General features: G+C 30.7%; 16 protein-coding genes and 1 other annotated feature. Of the genes, 8 read left to right on the top strand and 8 right to left on the bottom strand.

All coding sequences use genetic code 11. From position 1 onward, the window contains the following. Nucleotides 1-36: 36 nt before the first annotated feature. The 7 genes from AC5M21_RS09770 to AC5M21_RS09740 form a co-directional block, all read right to left on the bottom strand. The gene (locus tag AC5M21_RS09770) at nucleotides 37-831 is read right to left on the bottom strand and encodes an ABC transporter ATP-binding protein (RefSeq protein WP_302280543.1); all 795 of its coding nucleotides are present in this window, start codon (nucleotides 829-831) and stop codon (nucleotides 37-39) included. Continuing rightward, the gene (locus AC5M21_RS09765) at nucleotides 824-1750 is read right to left on the bottom strand and encodes an ABC transporter permease (protein WP_117598706.1); all 927 of its coding nucleotides are present in this window, start codon (nucleotides 1748-1750) and stop codon (nucleotides 824-826) included. Before AC5M21_RS09765 ends, AC5M21_RS09770 begins: the two co-directional genes overlap by 8 nt. A gap of 9 nt (nucleotides 1751-1759) precedes the next feature. After that, on the bottom strand, nucleotides 1760-2743 hold the full coding sequence (locus tag AC5M21_RS09760) for an ABC transporter substrate-binding protein (RefSeq protein ID WP_054325242.1): 984 nt from the start codon (nucleotides 2741-2743) through the stop codon (nucleotides 1760-1762). Nucleotides 2744-2789: 46 nt separating this feature from the next. Beyond that, nucleotides 2790-3010, bottom strand: a binding site (T-box leader). Nucleotides 3011-3166: 156 nt separating this feature from the next. Continuing rightward, a complete protein-coding gene (locus tag AC5M21_RS09755) occupies nucleotides 3167-3955 on the bottom strand; it encodes a ZIP family metal transporter (protein WP_117598705.1) in 789 nt (262 codons plus the stop codon). A 42-nt stretch (nucleotides 3956-3997) separates the two neighbouring features. After that, a complete protein-coding gene (locus AC5M21_RS09750) occupies nucleotides 3998-5596 on the bottom strand; it encodes a potassium/proton antiporter (protein ID WP_117598704.1) in 1599 nt (532 codons plus the stop codon). 82 nt (nucleotides 5597-5678) lie between these two features. Next, complete coding sequence (locus AC5M21_RS09745; protein WP_054325241.1) at nucleotides 5679-6926, bottom strand: hypothetical protein; 1248 nt, start codon at nucleotides 6924-6926, stop codon at nucleotides 5679-5681. 94 nt (nucleotides 6927-7020) lie between these two features. Continuing rightward, on the bottom strand, nucleotides 7021-8007 hold the full coding sequence (locus AC5M21_RS09740; protein ID WP_054688433.1) for an AraC family transcriptional regulator: 987 nt from the start codon (nucleotides 8005-8007) through the stop codon (nucleotides 7021-7023). Nucleotides 8008-8189: 182 nt separating this feature from the next. Between AC5M21_RS09740 and AC5M21_RS09735 the strand changes: the two genes are divergently transcribed. From AC5M21_RS09735 to AC5M21_RS09720, 4 genes are all read left to right on the top strand, one after another. Next, complete coding sequence (locus AC5M21_RS09735; RefSeq protein WP_117598703.1) at nucleotides 8190-9518, top strand: PTS sugar transporter subunit IIC; 1329 nt, start codon at nucleotides 8190-8192, stop codon at nucleotides 9516-9518. Nucleotides 9519-9552: 34 nt separating this feature from the next. Continuing rightward, on the top strand, nucleotides 9553-11799 hold the full coding sequence (locus tag AC5M21_RS09730) for a family 78 glycoside hydrolase catalytic domain (protein WP_117598702.1): 2247 nt from the start codon (nucleotides 9553-9555) through the stop codon (nucleotides 11797-11799). Nucleotides 11800-11907: 108 nt separating this feature from the next. Then, entirely contained in the window at nucleotides 11908-12879 is a 972-nt protein-coding gene (locus tag AC5M21_RS09725; RefSeq protein ID WP_117598701.1) for an AraC family transcriptional regulator, read from the top strand. Nucleotides 12880-13096: 217 nt separating this feature from the next. Beyond that, nucleotides 13097-15187: a bifunctional diguanylate cyclase/phosphodiesterase gene (locus AC5M21_RS09720; RefSeq protein WP_117598700.1), complete on the top strand. Its 2091-nt coding sequence runs from the start codon at nucleotides 13097-13099 to the stop codon at nucleotides 15185-15187. Between the two features lie 79 nt (nucleotides 15188-15266). Here AC5M21_RS09720 and AC5M21_RS09715 read toward each other — a convergent pair whose 3' ends face one another. Beyond that, the gene (locus AC5M21_RS09715; RefSeq protein WP_117598699.1) at nucleotides 15267-16256 is read right to left on the bottom strand and encodes an AraC family transcriptional regulator; all 990 of its coding nucleotides are present in this window, start codon (nucleotides 16254-16256) and stop codon (nucleotides 15267-15269) included. A gap of 132 nt (nucleotides 16257-16388) precedes the next feature. Between AC5M21_RS09715 and AC5M21_RS09710 the strand changes: the two genes are divergently transcribed. The 4 genes from AC5M21_RS09710 to AC5M21_RS09695 all read left to right on the top strand — a co-directional run bounded on the left by AC5M21_RS09710 (nucleotide 16389) and on the right by AC5M21_RS09695 (nucleotide 22464). Then, complete coding sequence (locus AC5M21_RS09710; protein ID WP_493531486.1) at nucleotides 16389-17105, top strand: AraC family transcriptional regulator; 717 nt, start codon at nucleotides 16389-16391, stop codon at nucleotides 17103-17105. 97 nt (nucleotides 17106-17202) lie between these two features. Then, the gene (locus AC5M21_RS09705; protein WP_054325237.1) at nucleotides 17203-18474 is read left to right on the top strand and encodes a PTS sugar transporter subunit IIC; all 1272 of its coding nucleotides are present in this window, start codon (nucleotides 17203-17205) and stop codon (nucleotides 18472-18474) included. 31 nt (nucleotides 18475-18505) lie between these two features. Next, nucleotides 18506-21040, top strand: coding sequence for a hypothetical protein (locus AC5M21_RS09700; protein WP_302280700.1), 2535 nt, complete (start codon nucleotides 18506-18508; stop codon nucleotides 21038-21040). Further along, nucleotides 21040-22464: a 6-phospho-beta-glucosidase gene (locus AC5M21_RS09695; RefSeq protein WP_117598696.1), complete on the top strand. Its 1425-nt coding sequence runs from the start codon at nucleotides 21040-21042 to the stop codon at nucleotides 22462-22464. Before AC5M21_RS09700 ends, AC5M21_RS09695 begins: the two co-directional genes overlap by 1 nt. The last annotated feature ends 126 nt before the right edge of the window (nucleotides 22465-22590 follow it).

Raw genomic sequence — 22590 nt, 5'->3', positions numbered from 1 at the left:
TACAAAGAAGACATATAAATCTTCCGTGTAACTTTTCTAACCTAATAGCATTCTGTCATTAACAAACTCTTCACCAATTGCTTCTTCAAACTTCTTTAATAAATCAGCAACTTCTAAGTTTTTCTTTTCTTCACCTTTTACATCATAAATAATATGACCATCATACATCATAATTAATCGATTCCCAATATCAATTGCATCTTTCATATTATGTGTGACCATTAAAGTTGTTAAGTTTTGCTCTGTCACAATTTTATTTGTAATCGCTAATACTTTTGCACTTGTGGCTGGATCTAAGGCAGCAGTATGTTCATCTAACAAGAGAAGTTTAGGTTGGTTAAGAGTCGCCATAAGAAGTGTCAATGCTTGTCTTTGTCCACCTGATAATAAGCCAACTTTACTTGTGAGACGTTCTTCAAGTCCCAATCCAAGAGATTTTACTGCCTCAAAGTATTTTTCTTTCTTGCTTTTTGTAACACCCCATCTTAAAGTTCGCCTCTGTCCTCGACGAGCAGCCATTGCTAAGTTTTCAATAATTTGCATATCTGCAGCAGTTCCCATCATAGGATCCTGAAATACACGACCAATTGATTTCGCACGCTCAAACTCTGCATCGAGTGAAATATCTTTACCATCTAATGTGATAATACCACAATCAATAGGATAAACACCTGCAATCATATTGAGCATAGTGCTTTTACCTGCTCCATTTCCACCAATAACAGTAACAAAGTCGCCTTCTTCAAGAATTAAATCTATTTTTTTGAGGACACATTTTTCATTTGGAGTCCCAACATTGAATGATTTTGTGACTTTTTCTAATTTAAGCATTGTTGTTGAGCTCCTTTCCAGTTAGTTTTTTGTACATTGATACACGTTTTCTTCTATCAAGTATAACTGGGACTGTTAAAGCAATAGCAACAATTAAAGCAGTTAATAGTTTTAGGTCATCAGTATTCAATCCCATTTGCAATACAATTGCGACAATAATACGATATATAATTGAACCTACGACAATAGAAACTAAACGTAACTTAAATCCTGCTTTTTTTCCAAATACAACTTCACCTATGACAATAGATGCAAGACCAATGACAATAGCACCAGTCCCCATTTTGACATCAGCAACGCTTTGCTGTTGAGTGACAAGTGCGCCACTCATCGCAACCAATCCATTACTTAACATTAGTCCAAACAATTTTGTCGTATCTGTATTAACCCCACTTGCTCTCACCATATTTTCATTATTACCAGTTGCTCTTAAACAAGAACCAAATTCAGTCCCTAAGAACCAGTAGATTCCTAAAACCACCAATCCACTACAAATAAGACCAATAATGATGGTAATCCAATTTGGAGTCATATTTATCAATTGAGCAAAATCTTTAAATAAAGTAGATGACTGCATTAATGGGATATTACTTTTACCCATAATTCTTAAATTAATTGAATACAAGGCAAGTTGAGTTAAAATTCCAGCAAGAATAGCAGGCATTTTACATTTGGTATGCAAAAATCCTGTGATAAATCCAGCAGCAAAGCCAGATAAAGTTGCTAATATAATTGCAATCAGTGGATGAATACCATTAATGATAGAAATTGCACAAACAGCCCCACCAGTTGCAAAGCTGCCATCAACTGATAAATCAGCAATATCTAAGACACGAAATGTCAAATAAATTCCCAGTGCCATAATACCCCAAAGAATTCCTTGACCAATAGCACCTTGTAACGATAATAATATACTCATTATATACACCTATTTTCCAATAAGAGTTGCATCTAAATCAGATGGTATCTCAATACCTAATTGCTTAGCAACCTTTTCATTAATAAAATATTTACAGTCTTTTGCATCAATGAATGAAACAGCAGTGTCTTCAGGTTTAGCTTCACCTTTTAAAATGGCAAGAGCCTGTTTAGCAGCATTTTGTCCAACTGTATAATAATCCAAACTTAATGTTGCAAGTCCGCCATTTAAGCACATATTTTCTTCACCAACAATACATGGAATTTTATTTGCATTTGTTATTTGTGCGACAGTAGCCATATTGGTAGCCAATAAGTTATCTGTAGGAATATAAATAGCATCGTATTTACCAATCATGGATTCAGTCACTTGTTGGATAGCACTAGAATCATTTGGAACAGTGACAATAGCAGTTTCTAATCCAATTTCTTTAGCCGCCTTTTCAGCAATTTGACCTTGATAAATTGAATTGGCTTCATCACTACAATAGAAGATAGCAATCTTTTTTGCATTTGGGACAAGTTTCTTTAATAAATCCATTTGTTCTTTAACAGGATTCATATCACTAGCACCAGTGACATTTGTTTGTGGTTTATCGTTAGATTTTACAACTCCAGCCTCTTCAAAATTTGTCACAGCAGCCCCAATAACAGGAATAGTATTTGTTTTATTGGCAGCGGCTTGAAGAGCATCAGTAGCAATTGCATAAATTAAATCATCACCATCATTGACAAACTTTTCTGCAATTGTTTGACAGTTTGATGGATCACCACTAGCATTTTGAAAATCAATCTGACTTTCTTTAATTCCAGCTTCAATTAAAGTCTCTTTGAATCCTTCATACGCTTTGTCTAATGCAGGATGTTGTGCTAATTGAAGAGCTCCTATTTTTACATCAGATAATGATTTTGTTTGACTATTTTGTTCATCATTAGAACCACATCCAGTTAATAATAATCCCAAAGCAAGCATACATACAGCTAATTTTTTCATGTTATTTCCTCCCCATTTTCTTTTATAAAAACAAAAAAACTCACCAATAGAGGGCGAGTTATCGCGGTACCACCTCAGTTTATTATTCCTTCGCAGAAATAACCTTAGTTAGTTAAAAACCATTCATAGTAACGTTATGATTCCGACTACTCCTTATCAAAGTAATAACTCCGTGGTGAATTCAAAATCTTTCATCGTATGGTTTGCACCAACCACCATATCTCTATTGTCGCAAAGACTTTTACTCTGTCACATCAATGTTTTTGTTTTTATAAATGTATATGTCCTATGATAAATGACTATACAGGCTTTGTCAATACAAATATGATTCAATATTTAAAAAATAAATTCTATAATTAGGAAAATACAGATTTATAAAAAAATGTTTCTAAAAATCATAAAAGAAGAGTGCAAACTCTTCTTTTATGACAACATAATATCCAAAACCATCATCACTAAAAAACCACACATACAGGAAATAGCTCCAATATCTATCTGATTCTTGCATGACGCCTCTGGTATCATATCTTCAACACAGACAAACAACATGGCACCTGCTGCAAAACTAAGTGCAAAGGGTAAGATATTATTAATTGTTGTTGCAAAGATGTAGCCAAGTATTGCTGAAGGAATTTCAATAATTCCAGAAAATTGACCATACATCATAGCAACAAATTTACTTTTTCCATATTGGTGCATAGGTAAGGATATGGCAGTTCCTTCTGGAAAGTTTTGTATTCCTATTCCAATTGATAGAATTAATGCTGGTATAATATCATGCTGTGCACATGCAAAAGCCACACCAACAGCTAAACCTTCAGGAATATTATGCAATGTCATTGCTAACATTAATAACTGATTTTGAGATAATTTAGCTTTGACACCTTCACGTTCATGTGACATCATATGTTCATGAGGAAGTAATTTATCACATAGTGTCAAGAAAAGAACCCCACAGAAGAATCCGGCAGGAATAATTAATAAATACCATTTACTTAAGCCTTCTAGCAAATCCATGGCAGGAAGAATCAATGAAAAAAAAGAAGCTGCAATCATAATTCCAGCACTACTACCTAGAGCGATAGAGACAAGATGTTTATTTTCTTTATTTGTAACATAGACAAGGCTGGCGCCTAAAAAGGTAGATAGCCAGTTGAAGATAATAGCTCCAATAAAGATGAGTACAGGCATCTCTTCGAGTAATGATAACATATTTTCACCTCTTTATACATTATGCACAAAGAGGTGTGGGTGTTACTTTTTACTATGGGCCATAACAATAATATCTTGATCTAATAATTGTACATCGCCAGTAGGAATCAATGTTTGGTCTTGTCGTTTGATTAAAATAATCAAAGCATGGTGTAGTTCTAAATCTTTTAAATAACAATTTAGCCAATCATTGCTTTCATCAATGAGCATTTCTGTCAATGTCATATGATCATCAGTTTGTGATTCAAATGCACTTAAAATCAATTCATCATCTTTTTCTATGCATCTGTCACCTTTTGGAATCATTTTTATATTATGACGTTTAATCATAACAATACGGGTTTGTGGTGGTAAAACAATATCTTTAATAGACATATCGATCCAGGGATGATTTTCAGTCATTTTCAAATTAATAAATTGAATATTTGTTTCTTCGCTATAGTCTGTAAAAGTTTTTAATACATTATCTTTTTCATCAATCATAGAAAGATATTTTGCAAGATAGGGCAGAAGTGTTCCTTGAATTGCAATAGACAAAAGAACAATACAAAATACAATATGAAAAATATCATTTTTAGTATAGGCTGAAGAGACAGTTACCATAATTGCAAAAACAATAGATGTTGCTCCTCTTAAGCCAGCAAAGCTAACAAGCAGAATCTGCTGAAACGGTCTATGAAAGATTTTCATAATTAGCCAAACAGCAGCAGGTCTTGCTAAAAAAGTAATAAATAAGGCAATCCAAAGAGCATCACCTAGCAGTGAAGGAATTTGAGAAGGGAAAGCTAGGAGACCTAAAAGGAAAAAAAGAAACATTTGAAAGAGTTCTACAATACCATCAAAAAAATGCACAAGTCCCTTCTTATCTTCAATTTCAATATTTCCTAATACAATTCCAACGATATAAGCACTTATATAGCCATTACCATTAAAATAAGATGGCAGAGCATAAGAGAGAATAGCAATAGCAACCATAATAAGAGTGGCCATTCCAGATAATTCAGACTGAAAAGAATCAAATATCTTGACTGAGATATAAGCAATAACAGCACCAAAAATCAATCCAAATACTATTTGGGAAAAAGCAATTGAGAAAATATCTTGAATACTTATATTTTGCGACATTAAAGATAAAATAATAACTGTTAAAGTATAAGCCCAAGGGTCATTACTCCCGCTTTCTAATTCTAGTAAAGATGCACTCTTATATTTGAGATTTAACTGTTTACTACGTAAAATAGAAAATACACTTGCTGCATCTGTTGAAGATAAAACAGAACCAATTAATAAACTTTCTAACCATTCAAAATGTAATACATAATAACAGAATAATCCTGTTGTTATAGCAGTTAATATAACCCCCAAAGAGGATAAGATAATAGAAACAGAAGCAACTTTCTTCGCTTGTTTCCAATTGGTTGTAAAACCACCATAAAAGATAATAAATATTAATGCAACACTGCATAAATTTTCAGCAAAGTGGAAATCTTCAAAGGGAATTTTAAACAAACCATCACTCCCAAAAATCATCCCCAATAAAATAAAGAAAAATAAGACTGGAATACCAAATTTATTTGAAAGTTGACTACATAACATACATATTATAATAACAATAGCTCCAATTAATAAAATTGAATTCATGACATCACCTACCTTATAAGAATTATAACACAATCACTTTTGTAAAAAAATCGAACAATGAAAAAAGCCATGTTTTCATGGCTTAATAATTAATATCTTCATATAATGTTTTTAATAAAATAGCTTTTGTTGTTGGCACTTGTTTTTTGACATCATATGTTTTCATAATGCTATATTCAACAACATCTCTTTTTTCAACAATTTCATCATAAATATAGTCAGCTTGTCTAAAGAATAAGTTATCTTCATCTTCTTGATAAATACTTCCAAATTCTTTATCCTTGTTGTAATAAACAACTTTGCCTTCATAACGAGTAATATATGCATCTAAATGCTCCATCAACTGATTATAGAAACGATCATAAATAGTACTGCTATCTAATTCTTTATATTCATCAGCGATTGTACAATCTGTGACATCTTGTCCAAGCTCGGCTTTCATTTTATAAATTAAAGCATTTGCTAAGGCAGCAACTTCTGGATTTTTACCATCTTTAACAATATTGAAAACTTTTTCATATAAAGAAAGTTGTTTTAGACTATATCCAGCTGTAAAGAATTTATAAATCAAATTTGTATAAGCTTCTTTTTCTTTGCCAGTATTCATGTAGAGTTGATATAAAACTTCAAATGAATCAACATTAGGGATTTTATTGCCTAAAGAAATAAATTCATTTTCAGCTTCTTCATATCTTTCTAATTGAACTAAAGAAGATGCTCTATAATATTTAACCCAATTTAAGTTGTTATAATGCCATTTGATTGGTTGTGTATAAGCCATGTTTGCAATTTCAACACAGTCTCTATAATTACCTAATTCATATAAGCATCTTACCTTAATACGATACCATTTTTCTCTTTTAGATTCATATTCTTTTCCAGCTTTATTAATAAAAGGTTCAATACTTAATGTTTTCACATCAAGTTTATCTAAAAGATCAGATAATTTTTTATAGTCAACTGGTTGTTTGTTCATAACATATTTCATTGCTTTGTTAATTGTTGCTTCTAATGGAGAATATTTTTCTTGCTTGCATAAAGAAGCAATTTCATCAACGATAGAGAAGAATAAATCTTCTTTTTCTTTGATTTGATTTTCGTCAACATTAATGAATTTATTATAAAGTGCATAACCATAGTGATTAATATAACCAGTTAATCCTTCACCAACTTGTAAAAAAGTTTTTCCTGCCTCAATAGCTTCATCATTGCGTCCTTGATTTTTTAATTCCTTAACATAATCCATAGCTTGAAAATCATTAAAAGAGCTAGGATCTTCTTCAAAACGTTTGTCGTAAATACTTAAGTCCTTTGGTTCACGTTTTTCCACGATTCATCACCTCGAGTAATATTATATCAAGAACAAGAGGTCTTGTGAAGAAAAAAAGGTAAGTTTTGAAAACGCTATACCAGGAAACTTTATATTATGATAATTGATTACGGTATTCTTGAGGAGTATAACCACTGTATTCATGAAATCTTTTATAAAATGAGGTTAAGTTATGAATGCCTACTTCTTGAGCAATTTCGTAAACAGGTAATTCCTTATTCTGAAGAAGGATCATAGCTTTTTTCATGCGTTCTTCATTAACCATTTGTTTAAATGTTTTACCAGCAAATTTTTTAATCAGTTTACTAGTATATGATGGATCATAGCCAAAATGCTGACACATTTTTTTGAGGTTTCCTTCTTGATAATGCTGATGAATATATAAAATAATCTTATCTAATAAATCTTTATTTTTAAAAGTGTTGACAGAAAGGTTTGTATTATATTGACCAATTCTAGCAAGGTGAGTGATGAGAATCATGATGTAATTATCAATAATATCATCAGAGGATAATTGTGAATCAAAATATTCACATAGAATATTTTGAATACAATTATGAATGAGTTGATCTTGATGTGTATAGAATAGCAAATAATGATTATGAGTGTGTTGATGATTCATGAGTTCAATCATAAACTGAGTTATCAGTTGATCATTAGGCAATTTATTAATAAAACGATGAGAAAAGTAATTTTCATGAAGGATAATATTGACTCCAAGGTCATTTTCAGTTGTTGGAGCAACACTATGAGGAACATGTTTATCTAAAATAATAATATCACCTTGATGAAGTGTAACTGTTTCATCTTCAACAGTAATGACAAATGTGCCTGAGTAAACATATGTCATTACAATATAGTGGAAGATATGCATAGGAACACGTCCACTTGACCTTTGATGTAATGAAATAATATGATTACGATTTTGAAATTCACGCTCATGATGAAAAATAAACATAATATCATGATGAAATGGAACAATTGTGAATTTGTCTTTAAAATGATTGATGAGTTCCTCATCAGATGTATAACTATATGCTTTGCTAGATTTGAGTGTTTCTTCTAAAACTTGATAGTTCATAATATTTACCCCTTTTCTTTATTGTACTATAATAAGTCGAATTTTGATAGTTATAAAATCAGAATATGACATTGTGAAAGAACATATCAAACTTTATAATAGAATTGTAATTTATGAAAAGGCCTATTCAGTTACAGTTAAAAGTGTAAAAAAAGAAAATAAGGAAAGGGGAAACACTTTTTATGGAAAAGAAAAACTCGTTTTTTGATACTCTCTCCAACGGACTTGGTAAAGTATCAGTTAAACTAAGTGGTAACATTTATATTAACGCAATTAAAGATGGAATGTTGGCATATATGCCATTTGCATTTATTGCATCTATCTTCTTAATTATCGCTTTTTTCCCAATACCAGCATTTACAGATTTTATTACCAATATAACAGGATTAGAAACAGCTGTATGGCAAGGTAAGTTGGCATTAGTCAATGATGCAAGTCTAGGTATTGGTGGTTTATTGGTTTTGTTATCTATTTCTAGATCTTTGGCTGATAAATTAAAGATTAATGGAATGCAAGTGACATTAACAGCTGTTGTTGCTTTTATGTTATTGGTTCCATTTGGTAGTCAAGAAAGTGTCAAGTTTATTGATGTGACTTATTTAGGAGCACAAACAATCTTTTTATCTATTCTTATTTCCATTGTGACTGCTAAGATTTATCAGTTTATTGATAGTAAAGGTATTAAGATTAAGATGCCAGCAGCAGTTCCACCTGCAGTTTCAGCACCATTTGAATCTATTATTCCATCATTTGTTGTTATTACAATTTTCTGGATTTTAAGATTAGTTATTGATGCTTTGAGTGGTGGGAGTGCTTTAGCTGTTTTCAATAGTGTTTTAGGTATGCCTTTGCAAGCAGTTGGAGGTTCTTTACCAGGTGTTATTATTGTCAAAATGTTCTCACAAGTCTTATGGTTCTTTGGGATTCATGGGGATTCTATTGTCAATGGTGTGATGACACCAATCTTCCAAGTTTTACAAGATGCCAATAAAACAGTATCTATGGCTGGCGGTGTTCCTACAAATATTATCTGTCAAAGTTTCTGGGATAGTTTTGCTAGTATTGGAATTATCGGATCTATCATTGCAATTGTTTTGATTGCTAAGAGTAAGCGTTATAAAGAAATGAAGAAAATTGCTGGTGTGCCATATATTTTCAACGTTGGTGAACCAACACTCTTTGGTATTCCATTAATGATGAATGTCATTTATTTCATTCCATTTATTTTGAGTAATGTTGCATCTATCGTGATTTCATACATAGCTTTTGCATTAAACTTAGTGCCCGTATGTACAGGACTAGCTCAGGTACCATGGACAACACCACTCATAATTAGTGGATATTTAACAACGGGAAGTATTGCCGGTTCAATTTTACAAATTGTTTGTTTGATTGCTGTTGTGTTGATCTGGTTACCATTTGTGAAGGTTGCTGATAATCAATTGGTTAAAGAAGAAGCCGAAATAGAATTAAAAAATCAAACTGGAGAAACACACAAAGAAGTTGAATAAACTTCTTTGATGTTTTTATGAAAGAGTGAAATTTATGAAAGAAGATTATCAATTTAAAGGATGCTGGATCAAAGGTCCTGATCGAGACTATGGTCAAGATGATTCTTTATATTATCAGGATCAAAGAAATACAGTTGTATTGAAACAGTTCAGTATAAGGGATAGAAAACAAACATATTTATATATTGCAACACTTGGATATTCAATTATCTATATCAATGGACAAAGAATAACAGAAGATGAATTGAATCTTGTTTGGACGCAGTTTCAAAAATGTGTTTATTATGATGTGTATGATGTGACTCAATTTTTACGAATAGGTCAAAATGAAATTTGTATAGAATTAGGGAATGGAATGTATAATCCTTCACCATTAAAGTTATTTGGTAAATATAATTTAAGAGAACGTTTAAAAGAGATAGGAGAACCAAGAGTTATTTGTGATTTCATTCAAGATGAAAATGTGATTTTATCAAGTGATGAGTCATGGCAGATGAAAGAGGGGCACTTCTTATTTAATAATTTATATTTAGGTGAAAGAGTTGATTTACATGAGCTTGATTCTTATATTAAACCAGTCTGCATTGATCAAACAAAAAGAGTAATGCAATTGAATACAATACCTCCAGTTAGAAAAAAACAAACTGTTGAACCTAAACAATATATATCAACAGAGGAAGGACTTGTTGTTGATTTTGGTGAAATGATTTCAGGATTTATTGATATAGAATTTCATGCTCAAGATAATACACATGTTATTCTTCAATACAGCGAAAAATTTGAAAATAATCAAATGAATTATCATACTTGTTTAGCTGGAAGTGTTGGTGAACAGATTCAGGAGATAACTATTCCTGGTGGACCAGGAGCACCAGATATGGGCATTCAAAAAGATGAAATCATTGCATGTGATGGAAGAAATAGTTATACAAATACTTTCACCTATCATTCTTTTCGATATGTATTGTTGCAAGGACTTAAAAAAAGAGATATAAAAAATTTATCAGCAATTTATGTTCATACAAATTTAAAGCAAATAGGAAGAATAGTAACAGATAATGCTATTTTGAATGAACTCTATGATACAGCTATACGTACCAAACTCAATAATGTTCATAGTATTTTTGAAGATTGTGCACGAGAAAGATTAGGGTATGGCGGAGACATGGTTGCTTTAGCGACTTCAAATCTCTATACATTTGATTTGGCAGAATTCTATAAGAAAATTATCAGAGATTTTCGTTATGAACAAACCCAAAATGGGGGAATTCCAGAAACAGCTCCTTATATGGGAATTCAATCCAATGGGACAGGAGAAGGTGAAGGACCACTCTTATGGCAATTCGTTTATCCATATTTGACATATAAGCATTATCAGTATTATGGAGATAAAAAGGTATTAGAAGAAGAGTATCCATATCTTTATAAACAAATGCAATACCTTCTTAACTATGATTTAGATAAGTTGGTTCATTGTTGTTTAGGAGATCATGGAAGCATGTTAATTGCTGGTCAATTTAGAAAGCCTACACCAGATAAATTATTTTTAGGCTATTGTACAATATTATTCTTCTTGAAATATAACATCTTGATAGCTCAAATTATCAATGAGGATATTTCTCAGTATCAGAAAACATATGATGAACTGAAATTACATATGATTCATCAGTTCCAAAATAAAGATGGGACTTTTGGAGAAGGAACACAGACAGGTTTCGCATTTGCAGTTGCATTACAATTAACATCACCACAGTTATTGTGCCAAAAGTTTGTTGAAAAGATAGAACAAGATCAAGGTATTTTCAATTCAGGTATTTTTGGTATGGCTTTGACATATGAAGTTTTAAATTTATATGGCTATAATGAAATTATTGAAAGATGGTTATTACAGGAAAGTGATATAGGATATTTGGCTATGTTAAAGAGTGGCAATAGAACTTTATCTGAATTATTTGTAGGACAACAATTATCTTTAAATCATGCGATGTTTGCAAGTTATCAGCAATGGTATTACCAGGGGTTAGCAGGTATTCAAATTTGTGAGGATGCTGTTGGATTTAATAAAATTAAATTATCACCATATTTTTCAAAACAGATAAATCGTTTTGAATGCACAATAGAGACAAATCAGGGAATAATAACTTCATCATGGCAAAGAAATCAAGGTGATATTATTTGGAAGATTAAAGTTCCTAGCGATATACAATATCAAATCCTACTTAAACAACCTTATCAAAAAGTTTATCAAGACAATCAAATCATTATATATACAAAAGGATAGCTCAGCTATCCTTTCAATCTAAGAAAAGAAATTTAGATATGAAATATATTTTATATTATGGAAAGATTATAGCTTGTGATTATGGATATAAGAAACTGGAGGGACATGATGATACCTATACATATTTTAGAACAATTGGTTAGTTTTACAGAAGAAGAAATGAATTTACTCCAAGGAAAAGAGACAATAGATAAAAGTATCTTTGCGAGTGAATTATCTCATGTCATTGATTATCATTATCTTTTAAAAGAAAATCAAATGTTTTCAGTAAGAAAACACACAAGATTTTGCCAGTACCCAAGTCATCGCCATAATTATATAGAACTAATGTATGTTTACAGTGGGAGAATGACGCATCATATCAATGAACAGGATATAACAATTGAAAAAGGACAACTTCTCTTATTGAATCAAAACATTGAACATTCAATAAACTATTGTGATGAAAATGATATTATTTTTAACTTTATTATCAGACCAGAATATTTACGTTTTTTATCTACAATGATAGAAGATGAGAATGTTGTTTCAAAATTTATATTTGATGCTCTTTATTCATATGATAATGATGGTGAATTTCTTGTTTTTAAAGTTCAAAACAATCAAAAAGTGACATCTTATATTGAATCTATTATTATAAGTTTGTATGAATCTCAATTATATAATGATATTGAACTTAAACTGTTGGTTGGAATCCTATTAACAGAACTGATGAATCATCCTGAGAATATAGAAAGTTATACAGGTGATAGTTATGAAAAGATATTAAGCAGTACAATTTTGAAATATATCATAACAAATTATCAATATGGGAGTCTGCACGAACTCTCTCAACTCATTCATCAGCCAAATTATACAATATGTAAAATCATAAAAAAACAAACAGGTCAAACATTTACAGAATTATTACAAAACGAAAAATTAAAAGTTGCTGAGAATTTATTAATAACAACTTCACTCACAATGCAAGATATTATTCAAGAAGTTGGATATGAGAATATTTCCTACTTTTATAGAATATTTAAGAAAAAGTATGCCATGACACCTCAAATGTACAGAGCGAAATCACAACAAAGTTAGATTTTATATATTTTTATTTTTCTATGTAGGAATATTTTTGAATTTATCAATTTTATTATCTTAGAAATTATTTTCGTTATAACCTACTTAGAAACTACACCTATTTAAAAAATAAAGTAATACTTATTATTTTATATTTTTGCTATAAAATTAATATTTAATTATTTTTTTCAAGATATAGGAGTGATATAATATAAAAAGGAGAAGAGGTGCCATAATGGAAGATGGAATTGCCGAGTTGTCTAAAGACTTGGAATACAAATATTTAATGGAATCAATAGATGCGAGTGTAAGTAAGCATTTATTGGATGAACACTTTACTTTGGTTGCTGCCAATCAGCGTTATTATGAAATGTTTGGATATGAACAAAAAGAATATGAAGACTGTTTTCATAATCGTCCTGATTTATTTTTTAAGCAGGATTTAGATGAATGGAATCATTTGAATCAACATGTTCTTAAAGCAATTCAAAATGGTGAAAAACGTTATATGACTATTTGTAGAATGAGACACAAAGATGGACGTAAATTATGGATTCGATTAGTCGGTACTTTTACTAATGAGTATGTTAATGGCTATCAAATCTCATATTCTGTTATGATGGATATTACGAGTTTGATGCAAACAAGAATTGAAAAAGATGTGACTGAAAATCATTTTCCAGGACTTATTTCTAAATATAGAATTACCAAAGATGGTTTTCAATACTTAGATAGTAATAAAAATTATTTAGATTATTTTCATGGAATCAATGTTAATTATTTTCACTTAACAGATATGACTCCAGAGAATGGTCTAGAAGAAATTAAAAAGATGTATCCATGTTTACGAAATGGAGAAAATACCAAGTTAACAATTTCTTATAAAAATCCAGAGGGAGAAAGAAGTTATTTTAATATCAGTGCCCAATGTGTTGATTGGATAGAGGATGACCCAATTTATTTGTTAATTTATTCTGATATTACTGAAATTGTTGTTCAAAAAGAACTCTTAGAAAAATATAATCAATATTTAAATGAATTGGCTTATTTAGATGATGTTACAAAGGGATTTAATCAGAGAAAATTTGATATTGTCGCTAGAGAAACTATAGAAAAAGCACAGCCATATGAATATGTCATGATATGGTTGAATGTGCAAAAATTTAAGGTTATTAATGAAATTGGTGGATTTGATTTAGGAAATCAAACTTTAAAATATGTATATAGTGAAATTCGCAATCATCTGTTAGATAATGAATATGTGGCACGTATGTTTTCTGATAATTTTGCTATCTTGATGTTATATGATAATCAACAAAAACTTGAATATCGTCTAAATCGATGTTTTGAAGATATTAATGATTATGAATCAAACAGTGACTACAAATTCCGTTTTTCTTTTACAACAGGTATTTATTTAATTGATGAAACTGATATTCCAATTACCCAAATAAAAGACCGTGCTCATGCAGCTAGAAAATTAGTTTCACCTCAAGACAATGATTTGTGTGTCTATCATTATTATGATAATACAATTCGTATTCAGATGCTTAATGAAAAAGATATCGAAAATCGTGCCTATCTTGCATTACAAAATGGTGAATTTGAAGTCTATTTTCAACCTAAATACTCTGTTAAAAAGCATCAATTATCAGGAGCAGAGGCACTTGTGAGATGGAATCACCCAACGAGAGGATTTCTACCACCTGCTGAATTTATTCCTGTTTTTGAAAATAATGGATTTATTACACATGTTGATCTTTTTGTATTTCAAACTGTCTGTCAAATGATTAGAAAAAGATTAGATGCGCATCAGGCTGTCGTTCCAGTTTCTATTAATATGTCTAGAATGCATTTTTCGCATCCTCATTTTTTAAACGAGTATATAAAAATTCGCAATAAATATAATATTCCTTTCAAATATTTAGAATTAGAACTTACAGAGTCTATTGTCTTTGAAAATATTGAGATGTTTATTAACATTATAAAATCAATTCATCAAGCTGGATTTATGTGTAGTATGGATGATTTTGGAAGTGGATATTCAAGTTTGAGCATGTTAAAAAATTTAGAAGTAGATACAATTAAATTAGATAAGTCATTTTTTGCAACAAAAGATATGAGTTATGAAAAAGAAAAAATTATAGTGAAAAATATTATTGATATGGCTAAGGCATTAAATATATCTACTGTTGCTGAAGGAATTGAAACACATGAACAAGTCAATTTTCTTGAGCATACGGAATGTGACCTGATTCAAGGATTTGTATATTCTCGACCGATTCCTATTCAAAATTTTCATGATTTACTAGACTCACAATTATAAAAAACAACCATTACAAAACTGTCTCTATGTTTTAGAGTTTTCATTTCACTTTATGGAGGCAATTATATTGGTTGTTTTTTTATAATGACAAGCGATTTCTTTGTCTGTATTCTTTAGGAGAACAGTGATAAATTTCTTTGAATTTTTTATAAAAGAATGTTAAATTCTGATATCCAGATTGGCAAGCAATATTATCAATAGATTCATCTGTATTTAGAAGTTTCTGTACTGCATGCTCCATTTTTAATTGAATAATTAATTCTTTGTATGAAGCATGTAGATGTTTCTTTAAGAGTGTTGTTAAGTAACATGCACTCATTCCAACATGTTTAGCAGTTGATTCAAGGGTACATTCTAAATAATGATTTTCGATATATTGTAAAGCATTGATAATAATTGAATTTGATTGATTAATAGATTCATAATTAACATTTGTATGAAGTGAATTCATCATTTCTAAGATAATGAGAAGAAATAAACTATTAATCATTTCTTTTGCATTAAGAGAAGGGAAATAGTATTCTCTTAAAAGTTCATGTATAAACAGTTGTAAACGTTCATTGTTTTCAGTATTAAAAATCATATAATTTAATGTTGTTTCTTCTTCATGAAGTGCATTTATAAAAAAAGATGTGATAAGATTTTGATGATTTAATCGTGATAAAAATGAATGACTGAGATATTCTTTCTTAATCATAAAATTAATGAGAATATCATTCTCTCCAGTATTTTCAATAGAATGTGGTGTTTTTGTATCAATCAGAGTCATTTGTCCTTGATGAATAATATGACTTTTTTCGTCAATCCATTCTTTGCATTCTCCTGAATACATATAATTAATCTCTATATAATCATGGATATGATTAGGAACAGGTGTAAACCTTTGATTTTTGGTTATCATAATAGAGTCGTTCAATAATAAATTAGAAAAAGTGAATTGATAAACTTGAGATTGTTTTTTATTGATTGTATATGGGGTATTCATATAGTCAGAAAACAAACCAGAAAGATGACGTTTTTCAGAATCTGTATATTGTCTTAATAGATTGTCTAATTGATTATAAGTCATAGTTATCACCTCTATTGACATAATATCATATTATCTAAAGTTTGGTTAGTGTTTATGAAAAAATATGATATATTTATTGAATTTTATAGATGATAAAATAAAAGTATGGATATGATATGAGGAGGATAAATGATGTTGAAACAAGATATTTTAGAAAAACTTGTTTATTTCACAGATGAAGAGATTGATAATTTAAATGGCAGAAATACAGTAGATCGAAGTATTTATCTTTCAGCTGATAGCCATATTATAGATTGTTATAAATTATTAGAGGAACATCAGCAGTTGGGTGTGAGGAAACATACACGATTTATTGAATATCCTATGCATAAACATAATTATATTGAGCTAATGTATGTGTATGGTGGCAGTATGACGCATATCATTAATGAGCAACAGATAACAATTTATGAACCACAAATCAATAATTCCTTAGAGCAAAAGTTGTTAGTCGGTTTATTGTTAACGGAATTGATGAAACATCCAGAATATATTGAAACCTATCAGGCTAATAGTTATGAGAAATTAATCAGTAGTACAATTTTAAAGTATATAGCATGCTCTTATCAAGAAGGGTCTTTGGCTGTATTATCAGGCCAGTTACATTTACCAGATTATAAAGTTTGTAAAATCATAAAGAAACAAACAGGTCAAACATTTAAGCAATTGGTTCAAAATGAACGATTAAAAAACGCAGTTCATTTATTAAAGTCAACGCATCTACCTGTGACTGATATTATGCTAGAAGTAGGGTATGAGAATATGACTTATTTTTATAAGATATTTAAAAATGAGTTTCAAATGACACCACATGTTTATAGAGAAAAATATTCTTCTTTTGCAAAATAGGATAATCTTATAGACAAAAAGCGATATATTTTGTAAGTGTTTTCTTTGATAAGATAAATGTGTCGACAAACAAAAATTATTAAGGGAGATTGAAATTATGGAAAAATTAGAAAAAATTCTTTCACCTATGGCGAATTACTTAAATAACAACAAAGTGATTCAAGCCATATCAAAAGGTATTATGTCAACGATGGCTGCTCTTATGGTAGGGGCTGCAGGCTCAATCCTATTAAACTTACCAATCGATGCTTATCAGTCATTTATTACAAGTTGTGGATTAAACAATGTTTTTAATACATTGGTAAACGTCACAACAAATATGTTGGCTTTGTATACTGCGTTCACAATTGCTTATGCTTATACAGCACAGACAAAACATGATCCACTTGTTGCTGGATTGTTATCACTATTAGGTTTCTTTATTGTGACACCAATGGTGACAACTGGTGAAGGTTATGCAGCAGTGACGAACTTACCATTAAGCTGGTTAGGAGCAAAGGGAATCTTTGTCTCTATGTTTGTAGCCATTATAACATCACTTATTTTTATCAAGTTATCTGATAAAGGCCTAATTATTAAGATGCCTGAAGGCGTACCTGAATTTGTTTCTAAATCATTTACAGGAATTATTCCAGGTCTTGTTGTGGGAGCAGTCTTTTCGACACTTTCATTTCTTGCAGCACAAACATCTTATGGAGATGTTCATAATGTTGTTTATACATTAATTGGTCAACCATTAAATGGGATTGGAAATAGTGTATGGACTGGTTGTTTGATTTATACTTTATCTGGTTTATGTTGGTTCTTAGGAATTCATGGAATTGCAGTTGTCAGTGCAATTATGCCCATTTGGATGGCAGCAGATGCAGCCAACTTAGCCGCAACTTCTGCAGGACAAGTTGCCCCTAATATTATTACATATCAATGGATTAATGCTGTTTCTTCACCAGGTGGTGCAGGAGCAACAATTGGTTTAGTTATTTGTATACTTCTCTTTGCAAAAAGTAAGAGATATAAAACTTTTGGGAAAGTGGCAACGATTCCTTCAATAGTCAATATTAATGAACCTGTTGTCTTTGGTATGCCATGTATGTTAAATACATTATTATTTGTACCATTTGTGTTCTTACCAGTTGTCTTTATCTTAATTGCATATTTCTTAACAACTGCAGGAATATTGCCAGTCGTATCTGGTATTGGAGCACCGTCAGGAACGCCATTAATTCTCAGTGGATTTATTTGTGGAGGATGGCAAATGGCTACATTCCAAATTTGTGCAACAATTGTATCAACACTTGTGTATTTTCCATTCTTTAAAATACTAGATAAACAAGCATGTCAAGAAGAACAAACTGAAGGAAATGTATAATACATTTCCTTTTCTAAGTAGAGGTGATCTTATGAAAAGAGTAATAGAGAATTTAGAAAATAAAAATGAACATTATCTTTATCCGTTCTTTTGGCAAAAAGGACAATCAAATGAGAAATTAAAAGAATATATAGATCAAATGCGAGAACAGGGTATTTATAATATATGTATTGAATCAAGGCCACATCCTGAATTCTTAGAAGAGGGTTGGTGGAATACAATGGACTTTCTTATTCAAGAAGCTAAGAAAAATGATATGAAAATATGGATATTAGATGATGCGAAGTTTCCAACAGGATATGCCAATGGAAAAGTACCAAATCATTTAAAGAAAACATATCTTGATTATTATCGCTTTGATCTTGTTGGACCCAATCCTTATGCAGAGATGAACTTAAGTCTATTTTGTGATATGCGAGAAGCTATGAAAGATAAAAGACATCAGCATGATCAGTTTTTTAAAGCTATTCTTGTAGAAAAAGATATGTTATTACAAGAGGGATTAAAAGAAGACACAGCAATTGATGTGAGTGAGGGATTTAAAGATCATATCTTACATCTCAATTTAGAAAATAAACATTATAGTTTATTTGTGTTCTATACAACAATATGTGGAGAAGAAGCCACTCAAGATTATTTAGACCCAATGAATAAAGAAGCAACACAAATCTTAATCAATGAAGTTTATGAAAAACATTATACTCATTATAAAGATCAATTTGGTAAAACAATTATTGGATTCTTCTCTGATGAACCAAGGTTTGGAAATATCAAAGGGACAACTGCTTCTATTGGTAGAGAAAAGATGTCATTACCTTGGAATGATGAAGTTTATCAAAAACTACAAAATATCAAAGGTTATCAAGATACAGATTTAATCTTTTTATTCACATCAAAGAGTACAAAAGCAAGTCAAATAAGATTTAATTATATGAATATAGTCAGCCAATTATATAGTGAAAATTTCTCTCAATATATTGGAGATTGGTGTTCTCAGCATCACGTTGATTATGTTGGTCATACAATTGAAGATAATGGTGCTCATGCAAGGTTAGGATATGGAGCTGGACACTTCTTTAGAGCAATGGCTGGTCAGAGTATGGCTGGTATTGATATTATTGGTGGTCAAGTCATCCCTGGTATGGATTATCAACATGATGCTTTTAGCACAGGGGGTAGCAATGGTGAATTTTATCACTACGCTTTGGTTAAACTTGGTGCTTCACTCGCAAAATTAGATCCAAGTAAACAAGGAAAACTGATGTGTGAAGCTTTTGGTGCTTATGGCTGGGTAGAAGGATTAAAGATGATGAAATGGATAACTGATCATATGCTGAGTCATGGAGTGAATGTTATTGTTCCTCATGCATTTGATCCAGCAGACTTCCCAGACTGGGACTGTCCTCCCCATTTCTATGCACATGGAAACAATCCACAATATCCATACTTCCATAAATGGTCTTTATATGCTGATAGGTTATGTCATCTCTTCAGTGGAGGATATCATAAAGCAAGTGTTGGCGTTCTTTACCATGCCTTTGCTGAATGGTCTGGCGATTATATGCCTATCGAAAAAGTCTTAAAAGAGTTACAACAACGTCAAATTTCATGTGATATTATAAGTGAAGATTATTTAAATGATACAACAATTTCAAATCATCAGTACTGTATTAATGGATATCATTATGATGTATTGGTTATCCCTTATGCACAAAGATTACCTCAATTATTAATAGAAAAATTAAAGGAATTATCACAAAGTATAAAAGTCATTTTTATTAATGACTACCCAGAAAATATGAGTTCAGGAGAAATGATTTCTCTCTCTTGTTTATCAGAAGAATTAAAAGATTATTCAGTTGTGAAAACATCTTCTTTTGAAAAAGACTTAGTTGTCTATTCTTATCAACAAGCTGATGGAATTATTTATATGTTTTATAATGAAAACATAACAGATTCTATTCATTCAACAGTGACTCTGCATGATGCTAATTATATGATATATGATGCTTATCAAAACAAATCATACAGTTTAAACGGAAATAAAGTGGATGGTGGTTTTGAATTTACATTAACTTTGCATCCATATCAATCTCTTGTATTGGTGAATGGGCAATGTTATGATAAAATATATACAAAGAGTTCTACTCAATTAAAGAATATTGATAAAGTGAAAGTTTCATTCAGAGAATATAATCAAAAAGATTATAGTCAACCAATAGATATGTCTTTAGATCATTATCTTGGATATGATTATCCAAGATTCTCAGGCAATATTAAATATGCATTTGATATTGATTGTCAGGATAAAGATATGATTTTGGTATTAAGAGAAGCTTATGAAATTGTTGAATTGATTGTTAATGGTGAAAGTGTAGAAACATTAATCACACCACCATATGAATATGATTTGTCAACTTGTTTGAATTTAGGGATGAATCATATTGAATTGATTGCAACAAATAATTTATCAAGAAATCAAAGAGATACATTCTCTAGACATTTAGCATTAGAACCTTTAGGTATTATTGGAAGTATTGAACTATATAAGAAGGAGGAAGATTAATGGGATTTCCAAAAGATTTTTTATGGGGTGGTGCAACTGCCGCTAACCAATGTGAAGGTGGTTTTGATAAAGGTGGAAGAGGCCTAGCGAATGTGGATATTACACCACATGGCAAAAACAGATTTCCAGTGATGTTAGGACTAGATCATAGTTTAGATTTTCATGAAGGAGAATTTTATCCAGCAAAAGAAGGTATAGATTTTTATACGCATTATAAAGAAGATATTCAATTATTTGGAGAAATGGGATTTAAGACTTATAGAATGTCATTAGCTTGGTCTCGCATCTTTCCAAATGGAGATGAATTAGAACCTAATGAAGAAGGTTTGAAATTCTATGAAGATGTGTTTAAAGAATGTCATAAATATGGGATTGAACCATTAGTGACAATTACTCATTTTGATTGTCCAATCCATTTGATTAAAGAATATGGTGGCTGGAAAAATAGAAAATTGATTGAGTTCTATGAAAGATTATGTCGTACAATCTTTACAAGATATAAAGGATTAGTCAAATATTGGTTAACATTTAATGAAATTAATATGATTTTACATTTACCATTTATGGGTGCAGGGTTACTTATTGAAGATAAAGAAACAGCATTAAAAGATAAGTACCAAGCGATTCATCACGAATTAGTCGCTAGTGCTTTAGCAACCAAGATTGCTCATGAAATTGATCCTGATAATAAAGTGGGGTGTATGTTAGCAGCTGGTAATACATATCCATATACATGCAATCCTGATGATGTATGGAAGTCAATTCAAATTGATAGGGAAGGATATTTCTTTATTGATGTTCAAGCAAGAGGATATTATCCCCGTTATGCACTGAAACAAATGGAAAGAGAAGGGACAATGCCTATAATGGAAGATGGTGATCAAGAGTTGTTAAAAGATAATACTGTTGATTTTATCTCATTTAGTTATTATTCTTCTCGTTGTACAAGTGCTGATCCTGATATGAATAAACAAACAGAAGGCAATGTTTTTGCGACTTTAAAGAACCCATATTTAAAAGCCAGTGAATGGGGTTGGCAAATTGATCCATTAGGTTTAAGAATTACTTTAAATAGTATTTATGACCGTTATCAAAAGCCTTTATTTATTGTAGAAAATGGCTTAGGTGCCAAAGATGAACTTATTGACAATACTGTTGAAGATGATTATCGTATTGATTATTTAAGACAGCATATTCAAGCTATGAGTGATGCGATTGAAATTGATGGTGTTGAACTTTGGGGTTATACAACATGGGGATGTATTGATCTTGTATCAGCATCAACTGGTGAAATGAGTAAACGTTATGGATTTATTTACGTAGATAGAGATGATCAAGGAAACGGAACAAATAAACGTTATAAGAAAAAATCATTTGATTGGTATAAGAAAGTGATTGCAAGTAACGGTGAAGATTTAGATTAATCAATGATATAGTTTTAAATTTATATTGACATATACTAGTGATAGATATACAATAATATTGTCAATAAGGTTTGTTACTCTCTGAGGCTTTTCCTTAAACACGATTTGTGTTTTAGGTGCTCAGAG

This window comes from Coprobacillus sp., from assembly GCF_984815275.1.
Note: the sequence above shows the minus strand (reverse complement) of the source record. Positions and strands in the feature narration are given on the sequence as shown.